We start from the raw sequence: 18,429 nt of genomic DNA on the forward strand, positions 1-18,429 counted from the left end.
AGCCCAGCGAAGGAGCAGATCCATGACGAGTACCGTGACCTCAGCGGTGCCCTCCGAGACGACCCCGGAACTCGGCCCGCGTTTCGCCCTGTCCGCGCGGACACCCGACAGCGCGATCACACCCAACGCCGAGTTCCGCCGCTGGTTCACCGCCCAGCGCCGCTCCAAGCGCTACGACGTGCGGCGCATCCCGTTCTCCGAACTCGACGGATGGCACTTCCAGGACGACACCGGCGACCTCGTGCACCGGAGCGGGCGGTTCTTCTCGGTCGAGGGGCTGCATGTGCGCACCTCCTGGAACGGGCGGGAGAGCAGTTGGACGCAGCCGATCATCAACCAGCCCGAGATCGGCATCCTCGGCATCGTGGTCAAGGAGTTCGACGGCGTCCTGCACTGCCTGATGCAGGCCAAGATGGAGCCGGGCAATCTCGACACGGTGCAGTTGTCGCCGACCGTCCAGGCCACCCGCAGCAACTACACGGGGGTGCACGGAGGTTCGGCGGTCCGCTACCTCGAATACTTCGTGCCGCCGCGCCGAAGCAGCCGGGGGCTGTTCGACTCGTTGCAGTCGGAGCAGGGGGCCTGGTTCCTGCGCAAACGCAACCGGAACATGGTCGTGGAGGCGGTCGGTGAGGTACCCGGGCACGAGGACTTCGTGTGGCTGACCCTCGGCCAGTTGTACGGGCTGCTGCACGAGGACAACGTGCTGAACATGGACGCCCGTACCGTGCTGTCGCTGATTCCCTCGTTCGTCGGCGGCGGGCCCCCGCTGCACTCGACGCGGGAGGTCCTCAGCCGGCTCACCGAGGTGAAGGCGCGGCGCGAACTGGTCCAGCGGTCCATACCGTTGGCGGACGTCTCCCACTGGCGGCGTACCGACGACAAGATCGCCCACGAGTTGGGACATCACTTCACGTTGCTCGCCGCGGAGATACGGGCCACCAACCGTGAGGTGACCCACTGGTCGCAACCGCTGCTCGCACCGGCCGAGCAGGGGCTGGCCGCGTTCCTGGTGCGCCGTGTCGCCGGCGTGCCCCATCTGCTGGCGCACGCCAGGTCGGAGGCCGGGGTGCTGAACGTGGCGGAGCTGGCGCCGACGGTGCACTGCCAGCCGGGCCACGCGCGGTCCCTGCCGGCCGAGGACCGGCCGCGCTATCTGGACCTGGTCCTCGGCGCGCCGCGGGACCGGATCCTGTTCGACTCGGTGCAGTCCGAGGAGGGTGGTCGCTTCCACCACGCCACCAACCGCTACCAGTTGGTGGAGGTCGGCGACGAGTTCCCGCTCGACGTGCCCGAGGAGTTCATCTGGGTGACCGAGGAACAACTCGGCGGCCTGCTGCGGCACGGCAACTACGTGAACATCGAGGCGCGCACCCTGATCGCCGCCCTGCGCGCGACCGGGGCGGTACGGGGAGATCTCGCACGGTAGCCGCACGGCCGCCCGCCCCCGGCGGGCATCGCCCACCGGGCCCTGCCGGGGAGGCGCGGCGGCCGGGGCCGGGCGGCCGGTCACACTCACCTGCCGGTCCGACCGACCCTGGCGACCACGTCACCCCCGGCCCCACGCCCCGCGCCCCGCGCCCCGCGCCCCGCGCCTAGGAGTGCGCGAGCGTCGCCGGGTCGACCCCCAACTGCCGGAAGATGTCGTCCATGTTCAGCTGGTCCCAGTGCTCGGCGAGCAGCCCGTCCTCCACCCTCCAGATGTCGATGGACTGGAAGCTCACCGTGCGCCCGGTCGCCGGTATGCCGAGGAACGTGCCCTGGTGGGTCGCGGTGTACTCGAAGCGGCCGGCCACCCTGTCCGCCTCCGCGACGATGTCGTGTGCCACGACCTTCATGTCAGGGAAGGCGGCGAACACCCCGGTCCAGAAAGCCGTGTTGGCGGCGAGACCGTCGGCCACCCCCGGGTTGTGGTCGATGTGGCCGGGCGCCGTGTGCTCCGGCATGGTGCTGACGTCATGGCTGTTGATCATGTCTACGAAGTGCTGGACGAGAGCGTGGTGATTCTTCGACATACTGGCCTCTCTCGGCTGGGTCGGAGAAGAACGATGGGTCACAGCATCGCCACACGCGGTCGAGTCACCCTGGAGGACGCTCCCAGCCGATGGCTCAAGCGGGACTTGAGTGGTCCCGGGTCAAGCTGGGAACGATTCCGGTTCATGAGTCCGGCACCCCACGAAAGGAACGCGCCCATGACCTCGTCCACGTCCGGCCAGTCACCGGCTCCCGGAGGTGATTCCGGGTTCGGCGGGTTCGACGCCCAGGAGATGGTCATCGTCCACCGTGCCTTCCGGCGGGAGATCCGGCTGCTCGGCGAGATGATCGCCGCGGTCGCCCCGGGGGACGTCAAGCGCTCCGCCGTCCTCGCCGAGCACTTCGCCGACGTACACACCGGGCTGGTCAACCACCACCAGGGTGAGGACGAGCTGCTGTGGCCGCCGATGCTCACCCGGGTCGGCCTTGAGCGCGAGGTCGTCCAGCGCATGGAGGCCCAGCACGAGCGGATCGTGGAGACCCTCGCCGTGGTCGACGCCCTGGTCACCCGGTGGGCGCCCACGGCGGACGCGGAGACCCGTGACCGCCTCGTGGCCGCGCTCGAAGAGCACCGCACGGTGCTCGTCGCGCACCTCGACGACGAGGAGGCCCACCTGCTGCCCCTCGCCGAGCGATTCCTCACCGCGAAGGAATGGGCCTCGCTGGGCGAGCACTTCGTGCTGAGCACACCCAAGTCGAAGCTGCTGAAGTTCTTCGGCATGGTCATGGAGGAGGCCGACGAGCGGGACCGCGCGATCCTGCTCGGCGGCATGCCCGCACCCGCCCGTCTGGTGTGGCGCGTGCTGGGTCCGCCGCTGTACGCCCGCACCCTGCGCCGGGTCCGCGCCACGGCCTGACGCACCGCGACCGCCCGTGCCGCGCGATCCTGGAGGAGCGCGCGGCACGGGCCGTCGGGGCCGGTCAGCGGACGAACTCGGGGAACCTCTCGACCGTCTCGGCAGGCTCGGGCATGGCCTCCATCTCGCGGGCGACACCGCGGGCGGCCTCCCGGTGGGCACCGTCGGTCAACAGGGTGCGCATCTCGGCCTCCACCGCCCCGGCGGACACCTCCTCGGCGAGCAGCAGGCTGCCCGCACCCGTGGCGCGCACCGCCGCCGCGTTACCGGGGCCGTCCCCCGGCTGCGGCAGGATCAGCTGGGGCAGTCCTGCGGCCAGCGAGGCGAGCGTGGTGCCCGCGCCGCCATGGTGGACGACGGCGGTGGCGTACCGCAGCGCCTCGGGCTGGGGCACCCAGGGCAGCGCGACGACCCGGTCCGGCAGCTCGCCGAGCGCGGCCGGGTCCACCACAGGGCCCGTCGCGACGAGGATCCGCACGTCCAGCGGCAGCAGCCCGTCGATCGCGGTGCGCAGCAGCTCCGCGGAGCCGAGTACGGTGCCGAGGCTGAGATAGACCAGGGGGCCCTCGCCCTGGGTGACACGCGCGGGCAGTTCGCCCGGTTCGGCGAAGGCGACGGCCCGCTGCGGGATCCGCTCGACACCCGAGTCCAGAAAGTCCTGGTTCTGCACGGCGGGAGGGCAGATGTCGATGTACGGATTGCCCAGAGTGCGGCTCTGGCCGATCTTGTCGGCCACTCCGAGGTCGATCGCCGTGGCGTACAACTCCTTCTGGAACAGCGGGTCCATGGTGGCGTCGTACGAGACCCGGCCGATGCCGTGGCACACGGCGGGCACGCCCGCCGCCACGGCCGCGAAGGCCGCGCCCGGGTTGGTGATCTCGTACACGACCAGGTCGGGCCGGACGGAGTCGATGACAGGGGCGAGGTCCGCGGCCACGCTGCGCGGCAGCACCGACGCGAACGCCTTCACGCCCAGGGCCGCCAGCACCTCGGGCGGGACATCACTGGCCTGTACGGCACCGCCGTTGGCATCCAGGAACGCCTGGCCGCCGGCCGCCTCGATGTACGCCTCGGGGACGGAGAGCCCCGCGGTGACCGGCCGCAGGCCCGCCTTCTCAAGGATCGGGTGGAACTGCTCGCTGGTGGCGAACCGAACCTCGTGCCCGGCCGCCCGTGCCGCCTGGGCGAGCGGCACCAGGGGGAATATGTGTCCGTAGTTTCCGAGGCTTGCGAAGAGAACCCTCATGTCTCGCACGGCCTTTCTGCCGGTGGCGTGATGACGGATGACGTGATGACGGAATTCCCTACGAGGTGTCAGCGGGTGGCCGACGGGGTCGATCCCACCTCGTCCCGGACCGGTTCGGCGCTGTCCGGTTCGGCACCGAGCTGCTCCCGCACGCCGGCGGGCGGGGTGGCGAAGAGCATCACGACCGCGGCGAGCGCCACGGCCGCCGCACCGACCCACAGGGCGGGCACGAAGCCGTCGACGAAGTCCTGGCCCGAGGCATAGCCGCCGTTGTGGGTGAAGACGCTGGCGAGGGCGGCCACGCCGAGCGCCGCGCCCAGTTCCCGGGTGGCCGATGTCGAGCCGGAGGCGATGCCCTGCTCGGAGACGGCGACGGAACTCATCGTCAGGTTGAGGAGCGGGGCGAAGAAGCAGGCGATGCCCACACCGCCCAGGAGATAGCCGGGCAGTTGCGCGACATAGGACACGTCCGGGCTCATCACCACAGCCCAGTAGGCAAACCCGGCGGCCATCAGCGCGAGCCCGAAGGCCACCACGGGCCGGCCGCCGATCCGGTCCGACATGATGCCCGCGACGGGCGCCACCAGGAGCGGCATCGCCGTCCACGCCAGCATCCGCACGCCCGCCTCCGTCGGCGACATGTGCTGGATGGTCTGCATGAACTGCGTGATGAGGAAGACCACGCCGTACATGCCGACGGACATCAGCAGGCCGCCCGCGTTGACGGCGCTGAAGGCCCGGTTGCGGAACATGCCCATGGGCAGCATCGGCGCCCTGCTGCGCCGCTCCCACTGGACGAACACGGCGACCAGTACGACGCCGGCCACCAGGGGACCCACGACCAGCGGGGCGCCCCAGCCATCATGGCCGTTGGCCCGGATCAGGCCGTAGACGAGACCGAGGATGCCGAGGCTGACCAGGATCGTGCCCGGCAGGTCCAGGCGGTTGTTCGGTCCACGGCTCTCGGCCAGACCACGCCAGGCGAGCGGGGCGAGCAGCAGGCCCACCGGCACATTGATCCAGAAGATCCACTGCCAGGACATGTGCTGCACCACGACGCCGCCCACCAGCGGGCCGCCCGCGATGGCCAGTCCGTTGAGCGCACCGTAGATACCGAGCGCCGCACCCCGTTTCGCGGCGGGCACGGCACTGGTGAGCAGGGTGAGGGAGAGCGGCATGACGATGGCGGCACCGGCGCCCTGGACCGCGCGGGCGGCGATCAGCTCACCGATGCCCGGTGCCAGGGCGGCGGCGGCCGACGCGGCCGTGAACAGCAGCAGACCGGCGATGAACATCCGGCGGCGCCCGAACCGGTCGCCGAGGGCGGCACCGAACATCATCAGCACGGCGAAGGACAGCGTGTAGGCGTTCACCGTCCATTCCAGGTCCTCCAGGCTGCCCCCGAGCTTCTCCCTGATGGTGGGCAGCGCGGTGACGACCACCAGGTTGTCGAGCCCCGCCATGAAGGCGGTCAGGCCCGTGATCAGTGTGGCCGTGCCCGGGGACTTCCCCGCCCCGGCCGCACCACCACCGGCGGCGACCTTGTCAGTACTCATTCAGGGATTTCCTTCCGACTTCACCATGGGGGGCAACGGTTTCCGTCGCGCGGTCGGTGACGAAGCGCCGGTCCGATGCGCACGGCGCAAGACATCGCGCCGAGGCTAGGTCGTCGGGCTCAAGCGCCGGTCGAGTCGCATCCCACGTCGCTGGGCCATGGCCGCCTCCAGCGCTTCTCCGCCCGTACCCGATCGGACGGCAGCACCATCGGCCGAGCCGGGACCCGGGCAGGCCACGGGGCCCGTACCGCCACAGACGCCCCCGCGTCCCGGCCGCACCGCATCCATCCGCCCGCCCTGGGAGGCACCCGCATGACAACGGAACCGACCGACCGGCCCCTGGTGACCGTGCTCGGCGCCACCGGCTTCGTGGGCTCGGCCGTGCTCGCCGCGCTGGCCGGGCGCGAGCTGCGGCTGCGGGCGGTGGCCCGGCGCCCCGCCGCCGTACCGGACGGTGCCCGCGCGGAGGTCGAGGTGGTCACCGCCGACCTCACCGACCGGGACGCACTGGCCGCCACCGTCAAGGACGCGGACGCCGTGATCCACGTACTGCTGTGCGAGGGCGGCTGGCGGGCCGCGGCCGAACCGGGCGGCGAGCGGGTCAACGTCGGGGTGATGCGCGACCTGTTGAAGGTGGCCGCGAACGCCGACCGGCCGCCACTGGTGGTCTACGCGGGAGCCGCCTCACAGGTCGGCGCCCCGCCGCGGGAACCGCTCGACGGCGGCGAACCGGACCGGCCGGGCACGGTGTACGACGAGCAGAAGCTGACCGCGGAACGGCTGCTGCTCGCGGCGAGCCAGGCCGGCCTGGTCCGCGGAGTCGGCCTCAGGCTGCCCACGGTGTACGGCGAGGGCACCGTGCCGGGTACCGCCGACCGCGGGGTGGTCGCCGCGATGGCCCGCCGGGCGCTGGCCGGCCAGGAGATCACCCTGTGGCACGACGGCACCGTCCGCCGCGACCTGGTGCACATCGCCGACATCGCCGCCGCGTTCGTCGCCGCCCTGGACCATCCCGCCGAACTGGCCGGCCGCGCCTGGCTCCTGGGCGCCGGACGCGGCGACGCGCTCGGCGACGTCTTCCGCACGGTGGCCCGGCACGCGGCGGCCCGTACCGGTGCCCCCGCCGTCCCGGTCGTCTCGGTGCCGCCGCCCGCGCACGCCCCGAAGACCGACTTCCTGAGCGTGACCATCGACTCCACCCCGTTCCGCTCGGTGACCGGCTGGCGTCCGAGGGTCTCTCTCGACGAGGGCCTGGCACGCACGGTGGCCGCCCTGAGCCACGCCGTACCGCAGGACCGCCGAACTCCCCGCACCCGCTGAACTCCCCTCACCCGCGCCGCAGGACCAGGACGACGACACGAGAAGGACGCGCATGACCACCTACGTATGGGACTACCTGCCCGAGTACCACAGCGAGCGCGAGGACATCCTCGACGCCGTCGACAAGGTCTTCTCCTCCGGCGCGCTGGTGCTCGCCGACAGCGTCAAGGGCTTCGAGGAGGAGTTCGCCGCGTACCACGGCATCGACCACTGCGTCAGTGTCGACAACGGCACCAACGCGCTCAAACTCGCCCTCCAGGCCCTGGGGGTCGGTCCGGGCGACGAGGTGATCACGGTGTCCAACACCGCGGCGCCCACCGTCGTCGCGATCGACGGCACCGGCGCCACGCCCGTCTTCGTCGACGTCAACGAGGACGACTTCCTGATGGACGTCGGCCAGGTCGAGGCGGCGATCACCGAGCGCACCAAGGCCCTGCTGCCGGTCCACCTCTACGGCCAGTGCGTGGACCTGGACCCGCTGAAGGCCCTGGCCGACCGGTACGGCCTGGCGCTCCTGGAGGACTGCGCGCAGGCGCACGGCGCCACCCGGCAGGGCAAGCTCGCCGGCACCACCGGCGACGCCGCCGCCTTCTCCTTCTACCCGACGAAGGTGCTCGGCGCCTACGGCGACGGCGGAGCCGTGGTCACCTCGCGTCCCGATGTCGAGGCCGCGCTGCGCAAGCTGCGCTACTACGGCATGGAGAAGGTGTACTACACGGTCCAGACCCCGGCCCACAACAGCCGCCTGGACGAGGTGCAGGCCGAGATCCTGCGCCGCAAGCTGACCCGGCTCGACGCCTATGTGGCCGGCCGCCAGGAGGTCGCCCGCCGCTACCAGGAGGCCCTGGGCGACACCGAGTTGCTGCTGCCCAAGGTCAACGAGGGCAACACGCACGTCTACTACGTCTACGTGGTCCGCCACCCCGAGCGCGACCGGATCATCGAGGCTCTCAAGGCGTACGACATCAGCCTCAACATCAGCTATCCGTGGCCGGTGCACACCATGACCGGCTTCGCCCACCTCGGGTACGCCAAGGGCTCGTTGCCGGTGACGGAGAAGCTGGCGGGCGAGATCTTCTCGCTGCCGATGTACCCGTCGCTGCCGTCCGGGCTCCAGGACAAGGTCATCACCACCCTCCGGGAGGTGCTGTGATGAAGGTCCGCGAACTGGCCGTCGCCGGTGCACTGGAGTTCACCCCCACCGTCTTCCCCGACGGACGCGGGCTGTTCCTCTCCCCGTTCCAGGGACCGGCCTGGACCGAGGCCACCGGGAACACGCGCTTCCCGGTCTCCCAGACCAACCACAGCCGGTCCAAGCGCGGTGTGGTGCGCGGGGTGCACTACACGCTGACCCCGCCCGGATGCGCCAAGTACGTCTACTGCCCGAAGGGTTCGGCCCTGGACATCGTGGTGGACATCAGGGTCGGCTCGCCCACCTTCGGGAAGTGGGACGTGGTGCTGATGGACCAGAACGACTTCCGGGCCATGTACTTCCCGGTCGGTCTGGGCCACGCGTTCATCGCGCTGGAGGACGACACGGTGATGTCCTACATGGTCACCAGCAGCTATGTGCCCGAGCACGAGCTGGCGATCTCGGTCACCGACCCGGCGCTCGATCTGCCGATCCCCGAGGACATCACGCCGGTCTACTCCGAGCGGGACACCGTGGCGCCCACGCTGGCCGAGGCCGCGGAGCAGGGCCTGCTGCCGCGGTACGAGCTGAGCACCCGGCTCGAACAGCAGTGGAAGGAGGAGGTCTGAGATGAAGGGCATCATCCTCGCCGGCGGCAACGGCACCCGGCTGCGCCCGCTGACCGGCGCGCTGTCCAAACAGATCCTGCCGGTCTACGACAAGCCCATGATCTACTACCCGCTCTCCACACTGATGCTGGCCGGCGTCCGGGACATCCTGCTGATCTCGTCCAGGGACCACTCGGACAGCTTCCGCACCCTCCTCGGAGACGGCTCCCGGCTCGGCCTGAACATCTCCTACGCCGAGCAGGACCAGCCGCGCGGCATAGCCGAAGCCCTGGTCATCGGCGCCGACTTCATCGGGGACGACCAGGTCGCGCTGGTGTTGGGCGACAACATCTTCCACGGGCCACGGTTCTCGGTGCTCCTCGACGACGCGGTGCGCCGGCTCGACGGCGCCGCGCTGTTCGGCTACCGGGTGCGCGATCCGCAGCGGTACGGCATCGGGGAGATCGACGCCGACGGCCGGCTGCTGTCGCTGGAGGAGAAGCCCCTCAGCCCGCGCTCCAACCTAGCGGTGACCGGGCTGTACCTGTTCGACAGCGACGTGGTCGGGATCGCCAAGAACCTCTCCCCTTCGGCGCGGGGCGAGTTGGAGATCACCGACGTCAACCTGGCCTATCTGGCGCAGGGCCGGGCCCGGCTCACCGAACTCGGCCGCGGCTTCGCCTGGCTGGACATGGGCACCCACGACTCGCTGCTCCAGGCGGCGCAGTACGTCCAGTTGGTCGAGCAGCGGCAGGGCGAGTGGATCGCCTGCGTCGAGGAGGTGGCGCTCAACCGCGGCTTCATCAGCCCCGAGCAGTGCCTGCGCCTCGGCGAGGAGATGAGCGGCACGGACTACGGCGCCTACGTCGCGGAGGTCGCGTCCCGCCGTCTCCCGGAACCGGCCGTCCGCGCCGCCTGACAAGAGTCCCCCGTGCCCGACCAAGGAGTCCGTCCATGCTCCCGATACGACCGGCCACACCGGCCGACGCCAAGGTCCTCACCGAGCTGCGCCGCGTCATGCACGACACCATCAACGGCCCGCATCCCACGGACTGGATGCCGGCCTGCGAGGAGATGACGCGGCACCGACTGGAGAACGACCCCACCTTCCACGCCTATATCGCCGAGGTCGACGGCACCGCCGTCGCCGCCGCGACCGGCGAGACAAGGTCCCGCTTCCCCAGCCCCGAGTCCCCCGCGACGGCCGCCGGCTTCGTCATCGCCGTCTCCACGCTGCCCGAGTACCGCGGCCGGGGCATCGGCGGCACCCTGGCGCACCACCTGACCGAACGGTTCCTGGCGTCGGGGTGCGAGCGCGTGAGCCTGTTCGCCTCACGGCAGGGCGCACCGCTGTACCACGAACTCGGCTACGAGGACCTCAGCGAGGCGATCGTGGCGATGAACAGGTACGCCGGGCATCCGTTGCCCGTCAACCAGTACACCGCCGCCGGAACCCCGTCCGACCACGCTGAGGCACCGGTGCCGTCATGACGACCACGACCCGCGTCCTGGTGACCGGCGGCGCCGGTTTCATCGGCTCCCACTACGTCCGTACGCTGCTCGGCCCCGAGGGGCCCGGCGACGTCGCGATCACCGTCCTGGACAAGCTGACGTACGCGGGCAATCCCGCCAACCTGGACGAGGTCCGGGCGCACCCGCGCTTCTCCCTCGTCCAGGGCGACATCTGCTCCCCCGAGCTGGTCGGGAAGCTGATGGCCGAGCACGACCAGGTCGTGCACTTCGCCGCCGAGTCGCACGTCGACCGCTCGATCGACGGGGGCGCCGAGTTCGTGCGCACGAACGTGGTCGGCACGCACACGCTGGTCGACGCGGCGCACCGGGCCGGCGTCAAGGTCTTCGTGCACATCTCCACCGACGAGGTGTACGGATCGATCGACGAGGGCTCCTGGCCCGAGAGCCACCCTCTGCGGCCCAACTCGCCGTACTCCTCGTCCAAGGCGGCGAGCGACCTGATCGCGCTGTCGTACCACCGCACCCACGGCCTGGACGTCCGGGTCACCCGCTGCTCGAACAACTACGGCCACCACCACTTCCCCGAGAAGGTCATCCCGCTCTTCGTGACCAACCTCCTCGACGGCGGGAAGGTCCCGCTGTACGGCGACGGCGGCAACGTCCGTGACTGGCTGCACATCGACGACCATGTCCAGGGCATCGAACTGGTCCGCACCAAGGGCCGCGCGGGCGAGACCTACAACATCGGGGGCGGCACCGAGCTGTCCAACAAGGAACTCACCGGGATGCTGCTCGAAGCGTGCGGCGCCGACTGGGGGAACAGCGTCGAACACGTCGAGGACCGCAAGGGGCACGACCGCCGCTACTCCGTCGACTGTACGAAGATCCGTGAGGAGCTGGGCTACTCACCCCGTAGGAGCTTCGATGAGGGTCTGGCCGAAACCGTGCGGTGGTATCGCGACAACCGAAACTGGTGGGAACCGCTCAAGCGGGCGGCTGACGGAGCTGGGGCCTCCACTTGAGTGAGAACTTCACCTGTCACCGGTGAAAGGGACACTGTCCGTGAAGCTCTGACCCACGAAGAATTCCGGCCATTGGAGCACCATCCGACCACGTCAGTGAGGATCCTCTCCGATGAGCCACGCCAGTGTCACCACCCCTGTCACCGACTCGGCGCGCATCACCGAGGCAGCTCCCGCTCGTCCGCTCCTCGTGGTCGAAACCCTCGACCACTCCGCCGGCTCCACCATGCTGTTCACCTACGGCATGGACGCCGCGCCCACCGGCACCGCCCAGTTCACGTTCTGCGCCCAGCCGATCCCCATGGACACCGCTCAGTTCACCTACTGCGCCCAGCCGATCCCCATGGACACCGCCCAATTCACGTTCTGCGCCCAGCCAATCCCCATGGACACCGCCCAATTCACCTACTGCGCCCAGACCGCCCCGACCGACACCGCCCAGTTCACCTACTGCGTCCAGACCGCCCCCACCGATGACTTCGGTGCGGAGACCGCGGCTCCCGTGGGCGTGGAGGGTGACGCGGTCGGGGGGTCCTGGATATGACTTCCGGGTCGCCGCACACCAGGAGACTCGGATCGGCCGCCCTACAGGACGGCTCAACCCTCGTGGGTTTCAGGCATCACCTGCGTCCCGCGACCATCCCCGGCGAGGCGACCTACCTGGTCTCCCGCCGGGGCATGACCACCCTGCACGGCGCCCTCGTCGATGTGCTGGTCCCGCTGCTCGACGGCACCAGGTCACTCGCCGAGATCCTGCACGGTGCCGCGCCCGCCCTGACCGCCGAGGAGGCGCAGGGCGGGCTGCGCCTCCTCAGCGAGGCCGGACTGCTCCGCTTCGGCGGCCCCGCCCCGGCGGCGACGGGCACCGACCCGGTCGCCGAGGCGTACTGGGACCTGGCCGGACTGGACGGCGCACGGGCGGCGGCGGGGCTGGCCGGCTCCCGGCTCCGGGTCCTGCCGCTCGCCGGCGTCGACGCCGAAGCGGTGCTCGCTGCGGGTGTCGAGTCCGGCATCAACGTGACCGAATCGGACGCGGACCTCACGCTGGTCCTGTGCGACGACTACCTCTCCCCGGAGCTGGAGCGGGTCGACGCCGAGCACCGGGCGGCGGGCAGGCCCTGGCTGCTCACCCGGCTGTGCGGCTACGAACCCTGGATCGGCCCGTTCTTCCGGCCGGACGAGGGACCCTGCTGGTCGTGTCTGGCCGCCCGGCTGAAGCAGCACCGCGGGTACGAGGGATCGCTCCAGCAGGCCCTGGGCCTCGACCGTCCGCTCGGCCGGCCGATCGCCTCACTGTCGGCGGGACGCGTCATGGCCGCGCAGAGCACGGTCCTGGAGGCCGCCAAGTGGCTGGCCGGCCTGCGCTACGCCGACCAGGGTTCCGTCCGCACCGTCGACACCCTCAACCTGCGGACCCGCGTGCACGCCGTGTCCCGTATCCCCCAGTGCCCCTCCTGCGGTGACCCGGGACTGACGAGCCGGCGCGTGCTCGCGCCGTTCGTCCCGGTGTCGCGGCCCAAGGCCGGGCAGGGCGGCGGCGGTCACCGTGCACTCAGCCCCGACCAACTACTGAAGCGCTACGGGCACCTGGTGAGCCCGGTCACCGGAATCGTTCCGGTGCTCGAACCGTCGCCCGGGGCACCGGAGTTCGCCACCACCTATGTGTCGGGGCGCAACCTCGCGATGCGGGAGGGCGGTCTGGCCGGGCTGCGCTCGCTCAGCGGCGGCAAGGGCCTGACCGACACCGAGGCCCGCACCAGCGCGCTGTGCGAGTCGGTGGAGCGCTACAGCGGGACACGGCACGGCGACGAACCGTTGGTGGTGGACACCCTGCGCGCCCTCGGCGACCATGCCGTCCACCCCAACTCCTGCCAGCTGTACGCGGATCGGCAGTTCCGCGAGCGGGACCGCTGGAACCGCTCCGGCTCGCCCTTCCACCACGTACCCGAGCCCTTCGACGAGAACCGGCCGGTGGAGTGGACACCCGTGTGGTCCCTGACCGAGCGGCGTCACCGGCTCTTGCCCACGTCGATGCTCTACTTCCCGTCCGGCACCCCGTCCCCGCACGGGCCGTACGCCGACTCCAACGGCAACGCGGCGGGCAGCAGCCCGGAGGACGCCCTGTTGCAGGGTTTCCTGGAACTGGTGGAGCGGGACGCCGTCGCCCTGTGGTGGTACAACCGGACCCGGCAGCCGGCGATCGACCTGAACGCGTTCGACGAGCCGTACATCGAGCGACTGCGCGACGGATACCGGAAGTTGGGCCGGGACCTGTGGGCGCTGGACCTCACCTCGGACCTCGGCATCCCCGCGGTGGTGGCACTGTCCCGGCGTACGGAGGGGCCCACCGAGGACATCGTCTTCGGCTTCGGCGCCCACTTCGACCCCGCGCTCGCGCTGCGCCGCGCGCTCACCGAGATGGGGCAGTTGCTGCCGGCGGTGGGCGCGGGCCGCCCCGGCGGGGGCTACGGCATCACGGATCCGCTCCCGGTTCGCTGGTGGCGGCAGGCGACCCTCGCCAACCAGTCATATCTAGCGCCCGATCCGGCCACCCGGCCGCGAACTCCCGGCCACTGGACCTACGTTGCGCGCACCGATCTGCTCGATGACGTCAAGGCCATGACGGAGTTGGTCCGGTCCAAGGGCCTGGAGCTTCTCGTTCTCGACCAGACCCGGCCGGACGTCGGAATGCCGGTGGTCAAGGTGATGGTGCCGGGGCTCCGGCACTTCTGGGCCCGGTACGCGCCGGGCAGGCTCTTCGATGTACCGGTCGCGCTCGGACGCCTCTCCCGGCCCACACCGTATGAGCAGTTGAACCCGATTCCGCTCTTTGTGTGACGTGAGTGCGACGCGACTATTTTCGGACAGTTGCCCGATCGCCCAATAGACACTTTGCGCCAGTCTCAGACCGTCCTCTGTCTAGAATGACGCCGGTTGCATCCGAACGGCAATCGAGTAAACGACGGGGGGCTCGGACGAGAAATGGACGGTACCGATCCACATAGGTTTCCATCACATTCCGGCCAATCGCAGGACCACAGCAGCGTGGCCACAAGAACCGCCCGGGGCGTTCTGGTGGCCGCGCTGGTCTGCTATCTGGGCATCACCTTCCTCAACATCCTTTCTCAACGGTTCGACGGGTACGGCCTGACCTTCGCGCTGATCTGCCTGGTGCTGGTGTTCCTGCTGCAACTCGTGCACTCGGGACCCAGCATCTCCGAGGCACGGGTGCGCACCAAGATGCTCACCCTGGCCGCCCAAGGCGTCCTCTCCTACCTGCCGTTGATCTGGTTCGGGGTGTCCTGGGGCGCCATGGCGGGCTTCTTCGCCGGCTCCTTGCTGCTTCTCCTGCCGCCCCGGGCGGGCTGGACGCTGTACGGACTGACGGCGCTCAGCCTGCTCATCCCCGGCATCCTGTACGACCGGAGCGTGGTCGACATGGTGTACATGTGTCAGACCACCGCGCTCACCGGTCTCGTGGTGTACGGCCTGAGCCGCTTGAACAGCCTGGTCGACCAGTTGCACCGGGCCCGCACCGATCTGGCCCGACTGGCCGTCAGCAACGAGCAGTTACGGTTCTCCAGGGACCTGCACGACCTGCTCGGGTACAGCCTCTCCGCGATCACCCTCAAGAACGAGCTGATCCACCGCCTCATCCCGGCCAACCCCTACCGGGCCCGCGAGGAGGTCGACGAGGTACTCGTCATCTCCCGCCAGGCACTGGCCGATGTGCGTCGGGTCGCCCGCGGGTACCGGGAGATGTCCCTCAGCGCCGAACTCGCCTCCGCCGAGTCGGTGTTGGGCGCCGCCGGGGTCTCGGTGACCGTCGACACCCACGACGCCGTCGAGCGCCTGGGAACGGCGACGTCCACCGTGCTGGCCACGGTGCTGCGCGAGGGCGTCACCAACCTGCTGCGGCACTCCAAGGCCGAGTACTGCCGGATCTCCGCGCGGATCGAGGACGATCTCGCCCGCCTCACGATCGTCAACGACGGCCTGACGCTCGGCCATCAGACCCCGTCGCCGCACAGCGGCAGCGGCCTGGGCAACCTTGAGCGGCGGCTGGAAGACATCGGAGGCCGGCTGCTCGTGCGGCGCTTCCTCGACGATTCCGACGTGGACGTCTTCCGGCTCACCGCCGAGGCACCGGTCCAGGAGGCCCGGGTCGGCGAACCGCGCTCAATCGAGATCACGAACGGCGAGCAGCCGTACGGCCGGGCCGACAGTGTCGCATGAGCAACCTTGGCCTGTTCTTGCCTGTTGACGAAACACCGACGGCGAATGCGCTTGGGTAAGATCCAGCAACTTCACGTACGTGGGGGGACGGGGGAAGCGACAATGATACGGATCCTCCTGGCCGAGGACATGCACATGGTCCGCGGCGCACTGGTGGCTCTGCTCAATCTGGAAGACGACCTGAAGGTGATCGCCGAACTCGAACGCGGCGACCAGATCCTGAGCGCGGCGCGCGAACACCGGCCGGACGTGGCCATCATCGACATCGACCTACCCGGCCTGGACGGTCTCAGCGCGGCCGAACTCCTGCACGAGCGCCTCCCCGAGTGCCGGGCCCTGATCCTCACCAGCCTCGGCCGCCCCGGCACACTGCGCCGGGCGATGTCCGCGCATGTCGCCGGATTTCTCCTCAAGGACGCCCCGCCCAGCGATCTCGCCCAGGCCGTGCGCCGGGTCGTCGCGGGCCAGCGGGTGATCGACCCCCAACTGGCCCTGGCCGCCTGGGGCGGCACGGAGAGCCCGCTGACCACCCGCGAGACCGAGGTGCTGCAACTGGCAGCGCAAGGCACGGAACCACAGGAGATCGCCGGGCACCTCCATCTTTCGGTGGGCACCGTACGCAACTACCTCACCACGGCCGTGACCAAGCTCAACGCCCGTAACCGGGTCGACGCGATCCGGATCGCCCGGGAGTCGGGCTGGCTGCTGTGACCAGCGGGGTCAACTCCCGTCCCCGCCCTGGACGGTGGCGCGGTCAGCCCGCGGCCACCGTCATCCCGGCCCCCGCCAGATAGCCGAGGATGGCGAGGGTCAACTCGGCGGGCAGGGGCAACACTTCGACCATCGCGTCCGGTGTCATGGGCCAGGCAAGGAGCGACACCACCCACATCGCCTCGGGACGGTGGATCTCCACCCGATGTTCCAGGGTGCGACACTCCACCCGGAACACGTCCCCCCGCACGGTGATCGTCACGGTGGGCCGTAATCGCACCCTGCGCTGCGCCGACAGCGGGACGAGGGAGAAGTGGGCGGTCCGGCCCTCCGGCACCACCGACAGCACCGGCCCCTTGAGGTCTTCCAGGGACAGCGTCCTGATCACCACGTGGGAGATCCCGCGCAGCACCGACAGGACCATCGTGTAGGTGTCGTGCCCGGAGAACGTCCCGCCGTTCGCCTGCAACAGGTTGGCGAGCAGCACGGGACCGAGTTCCATCCGGCGCAGCGCCTCGACCACCGCGGGCGTGGGATCCTCGACCCGCTCCGTGCCCTGCGGACCGCTGAGCACCAGCGTGCGGCCTTCGTCGTCCCACCCGACCACCGTGTCCTCGCGCAGGGACCACAGGTGGTGCATGCGCGCGGGGGAGTCTTCCGCGGGTGGTATCACGGTGAACGGACCTCCTAGGGCTGTCGGAGCCGACAGGAAGTGCGGCTCCGCCCGCCGATCCGCTCGTGCCTTCCAGTATGGAAGCGTCCGCTCCGTTCCAGCAGCGAACGGATCACACCGAAGACATGAAGAAATCACGGCGCCTTCACCGCACCCGCCGTGCCGCCCAACGCCTCGTGCGATCGAGTCGCGGTGGACAAAGCCGACGGCGGGTTACGGTTTTGTGGTCAGCGGGACATCTGCTGTCCCGGTCTCCGGCACCCGGGTCCGTTCCGCCCAGCGGACGGCGGGGCCGCTGGCGGCCAGTACGCCGAGGAACAGCACGGCGATCAGCAGCCAGCCGAGGCCGCCGAACCGGTCGGGCACGGTGGTGACCAGGGCCGGCCCCGCGATCAGGGCGAAGGCGTCACCGGTCGCGAAGGCCCCCAGGTACTGGCCCTGCGCGTTCGCGGGCGCCAACTCGTACCGCAGCCCCCACCGGGCGGCCTCGCCCCAGATCTCACCGAAGGTGAAGAGCACCGCGACGGCCAGGAGCACGGTGGCGGCGGCCCATCCGGGCATCGATCCGGTCAGCGCGGTGACGGCACAGGCGACGGCGAGGACCGCAGCGGTGAACCGCTGCAGACGCGCCGCCCCCCGAACGGTGTCCGCGTCGCGCGCCATCCGCACCTGGAGGAACACCACCATCAGCGTGTTGACCAGCATGATCCATGCCGCCAGGGCCCGAGGGGCGTCGGTGTGCACCACCAGCCAGAGCGGCAGCCCCACCGCCAGCGCGGTCGGCCCGATCCTGGCGATCCCGGAAACCTGGGCGACCAGCAGATAGGGGACGTCGCGCACCGCACCGCGCGGCTTCTCGCCCCGGGGTGCGCGCGGGACGCCCGGGACCTTGGGCAGCCGCATGTAGAGCGCGGCCACCAGCACCATGGCCACGGCATTGCCCCAGAACAGGGCGAGATAGGCGGTCGTCGAATCGGCGGCGATGACCACGCCGACCGCCAGCGAGGCCAGCGAGAATCCGCCGTTGAACACACTGCGCATGTACGCCGAGATCCGCACCCGGCCCTCCCGGCCCATCACCCCCGCCACCAGCGCGCCCCGGGCGACATTGCCGCACTGCTCGGCCAGGCCGAGGGCCACGGCCATCACCAGATAGGCCGAGAAGGAGTGCACGAAGGCCGCGGCGGCCAGCGCCACCGCCTTCCCGAGCACGAACACCGCGGCGGTCCCCCGCGGCCCGAACCGGTCGGCGAGCTGTCCGGCCGGCACTCCCAGAGCCAGCGCCAGGATGCCGGCCAGCGACATGCCGATGCCCACCTGACCCGGTGACAGCCCCACGACATGGACGAAGTAGACGGCGCCGCCGGTGACATAAAGTCCGTTGCCGAGGCTGGCCACGGCGGTGCACAGGACCAGCAATCGGCCGGCACCGGGCTCGGGAAGCAGGCGGGACATCAGGCGGGCCATGGCTGGCACCTCGCTCGGTGGGGGGCGGTTGACTCTGCGACGGGCGGGCGGACATGCTTCGCGGGTTCCGGGCGACCAGGACCCACCGGACAGG

Annotated in this window: 17 protein-coding genes; 12 read left to right on the forward strand and 5 right to left on the reverse strand. The window is 70.4% G+C overall.

The features are described 5' to 3' along the window. The first annotated feature begins 22 nt into the window (after positions 1–22). Positions 23–1,429 carry an NDP-hexose 2,3-dehydratase family protein gene (locus ACFVT5_RS19525; RefSeq protein ID WP_389888957.1) on the forward strand — a complete coding sequence of 469 codons (1,407 nt, stop codon included), beginning with the start codon at positions 23–25 and terminating at the stop codon, positions 1,427–1,429. A 166-nt stretch (positions 1,430–1,595) separates the two neighbouring features. Here the strand turns inward: ACFVT5_RS19525 and ACFVT5_RS19530 are convergent, their stop codons facing one another. Next, complete coding sequence (locus ACFVT5_RS19530; protein ID WP_389888960.1) at positions 1,596–2,015, reverse strand: ester cyclase; 420 nt, start codon at positions 2,013–2,015, stop codon at positions 1,596–1,598. Positions 2,016–2,192: 177 nt separating this feature from the next. On the opposite strand from ACFVT5_RS19530, the gene ACFVT5_RS19535 reads away from it, so the two are divergent. Beyond that, positions 2,193–2,891: a hemerythrin domain-containing protein gene (locus ACFVT5_RS19535; protein WP_389888963.1), complete on the forward strand. Its 699-nt coding sequence runs from the start codon at positions 2,193–2,195 to the stop codon at positions 2,889–2,891. A 64-nt stretch (positions 2,892–2,955) separates the two neighbouring features. Here ACFVT5_RS19535 and ACFVT5_RS19540 read toward each other — a convergent pair whose 3' ends face one another. Beyond that, complete coding sequence (locus ACFVT5_RS19540; protein WP_389888966.1) at positions 2,956–4,086, reverse strand: glycosyltransferase; 1,131 nt, start codon at positions 4,084–4,086, stop codon at positions 2,956–2,958. 119 nt (positions 4,087–4,205) lie between these two features. Next, the gene (locus ACFVT5_RS19545) at positions 4,206–5,693 is read right to left on the reverse strand and encodes an MFS transporter (RefSeq protein WP_389888969.1); all 1,488 of its coding nucleotides are present in this window, start codon (positions 5,691–5,693) and stop codon (positions 4,206–4,208) included. 312 nt (positions 5,694–6,005) lie between these two features. Between ACFVT5_RS19545 and ACFVT5_RS19550 the strand changes: the two genes are divergently transcribed. The 10 genes from ACFVT5_RS19550 to ACFVT5_RS19595 all read left to right on the forward strand — a co-directional run bounded on the left by ACFVT5_RS19550 (position 6,006) and on the right by ACFVT5_RS19595 (position 16,195). Continuing rightward, on the forward strand, positions 6,006–7,013 hold the full coding sequence (locus ACFVT5_RS19550) for an NAD-dependent epimerase/dehydratase family protein (RefSeq protein ID WP_389888972.1): 1,008 nt from the start codon (positions 6,006–6,008) through the stop codon (positions 7,011–7,013). Positions 7,014–7,065: 52 nt separating this feature from the next. Continuing rightward, positions 7,066–8,166: a DegT/DnrJ/EryC1/StrS family aminotransferase gene (locus tag ACFVT5_RS19555; RefSeq protein ID WP_389888974.1), complete on the forward strand. Its 1,101-nt coding sequence runs from the start codon at positions 7,066–7,068 to the stop codon at positions 8,164–8,166. Beyond that, on the forward strand, positions 8,166–8,774 hold the full coding sequence (locus ACFVT5_RS19560; RefSeq protein WP_389888977.1) for a dTDP-4-dehydrorhamnose 3,5-epimerase family protein: 609 nt from the start codon (positions 8,166–8,168) through the stop codon (positions 8,772–8,774). The genes ACFVT5_RS19555 and ACFVT5_RS19560 overlap by 1 nt, the downstream gene beginning before the upstream one ends. 1 nt (position 8,775) lies before the next feature. Continuing rightward, positions 8,776–9,672, forward strand: a complete 897-nt coding sequence (gene rfbA / locus ACFVT5_RS19565) for a glucose-1-phosphate thymidylyltransferase RfbA (protein ID WP_389888980.1) — start codon at positions 8,776–8,778, stop codon at positions 9,670–9,672. 35 nt (positions 9,673–9,707) lie between these two features. Beyond that, positions 9,708–10,244, forward strand: coding sequence for a GNAT family N-acetyltransferase (locus tag ACFVT5_RS19570; protein ID WP_389888983.1), 537 nt, complete (start codon positions 9,708–9,710; stop codon positions 10,242–10,244). Continuing rightward, positions 10,241–11,248, forward strand: a complete 1,008-nt coding sequence (rfbB, locus tag ACFVT5_RS19575) for a dTDP-glucose 4,6-dehydratase (protein WP_389888986.1) — start codon at positions 10,241–10,243, stop codon at positions 11,246–11,248. Before ACFVT5_RS19570 ends, rfbB begins: the two co-directional genes overlap by 4 nt. Positions 11,249–11,360: 112 nt before the next feature. Then, on the forward strand, positions 11,361–11,792 hold the full coding sequence (locus ACFVT5_RS19580; protein WP_389888989.1) for a hypothetical protein: 432 nt from the start codon (positions 11,361–11,363) through the stop codon (positions 11,790–11,792). Continuing rightward, a complete protein-coding gene (locus tag ACFVT5_RS19585; RefSeq protein ID WP_389888992.1) occupies positions 11,789–14,086 on the forward strand; it encodes a TOMM precursor leader peptide-binding protein in 2,298 nt (765 codons plus the stop codon). The genes ACFVT5_RS19580 and ACFVT5_RS19585 overlap by 4 nt, the downstream gene beginning before the upstream one ends. 207 nt (positions 14,087–14,293) lie before the next feature. Further along, on the forward strand, positions 14,294–15,484 hold the full coding sequence (locus ACFVT5_RS19590) for a sensor histidine kinase (protein WP_389888995.1): 1,191 nt from the start codon (positions 14,294–14,296) through the stop codon (positions 15,482–15,484). A gap of 102 nt (positions 15,485–15,586) precedes the next feature. Further along, the gene (locus ACFVT5_RS19595; RefSeq protein ID WP_389888997.1) at positions 15,587–16,195 is read left to right on the forward strand and encodes a DNA-binding response regulator; all 609 of its coding nucleotides are present in this window, start codon (positions 15,587–15,589) and stop codon (positions 16,193–16,195) included. 43 nt (positions 16,196–16,238) lie between these two features. Here ACFVT5_RS19595 and ACFVT5_RS19600 read toward each other — a convergent pair whose 3' ends face one another. Next, the gene (locus ACFVT5_RS19600; RefSeq protein WP_389889000.1) at positions 16,239–16,868 is read right to left on the reverse strand and encodes an NADH oxidase; all 630 of its coding nucleotides are present in this window, start codon (positions 16,866–16,868) and stop codon (positions 16,239–16,241) included. A 213-nt stretch (positions 16,869–17,081) separates the two neighbouring features. Continuing rightward, the gene (locus tag ACFVT5_RS19605) at positions 17,082–18,335 is read right to left on the reverse strand and encodes an MFS transporter (RefSeq protein WP_389889003.1); all 1,254 of its coding nucleotides are present in this window, start codon (positions 18,333–18,335) and stop codon (positions 17,082–17,084) included. Positions 18,336–18,429 lie beyond the last annotated feature (94 nt).

It is taken from the genome of Streptomyces sp. NPDC058001 (genome assembly GCF_042886315.1).
Lineage (GTDB): Bacteria > Actinomycetota > Actinomycetes > Streptomycetales > Streptomycetaceae > Streptomyces.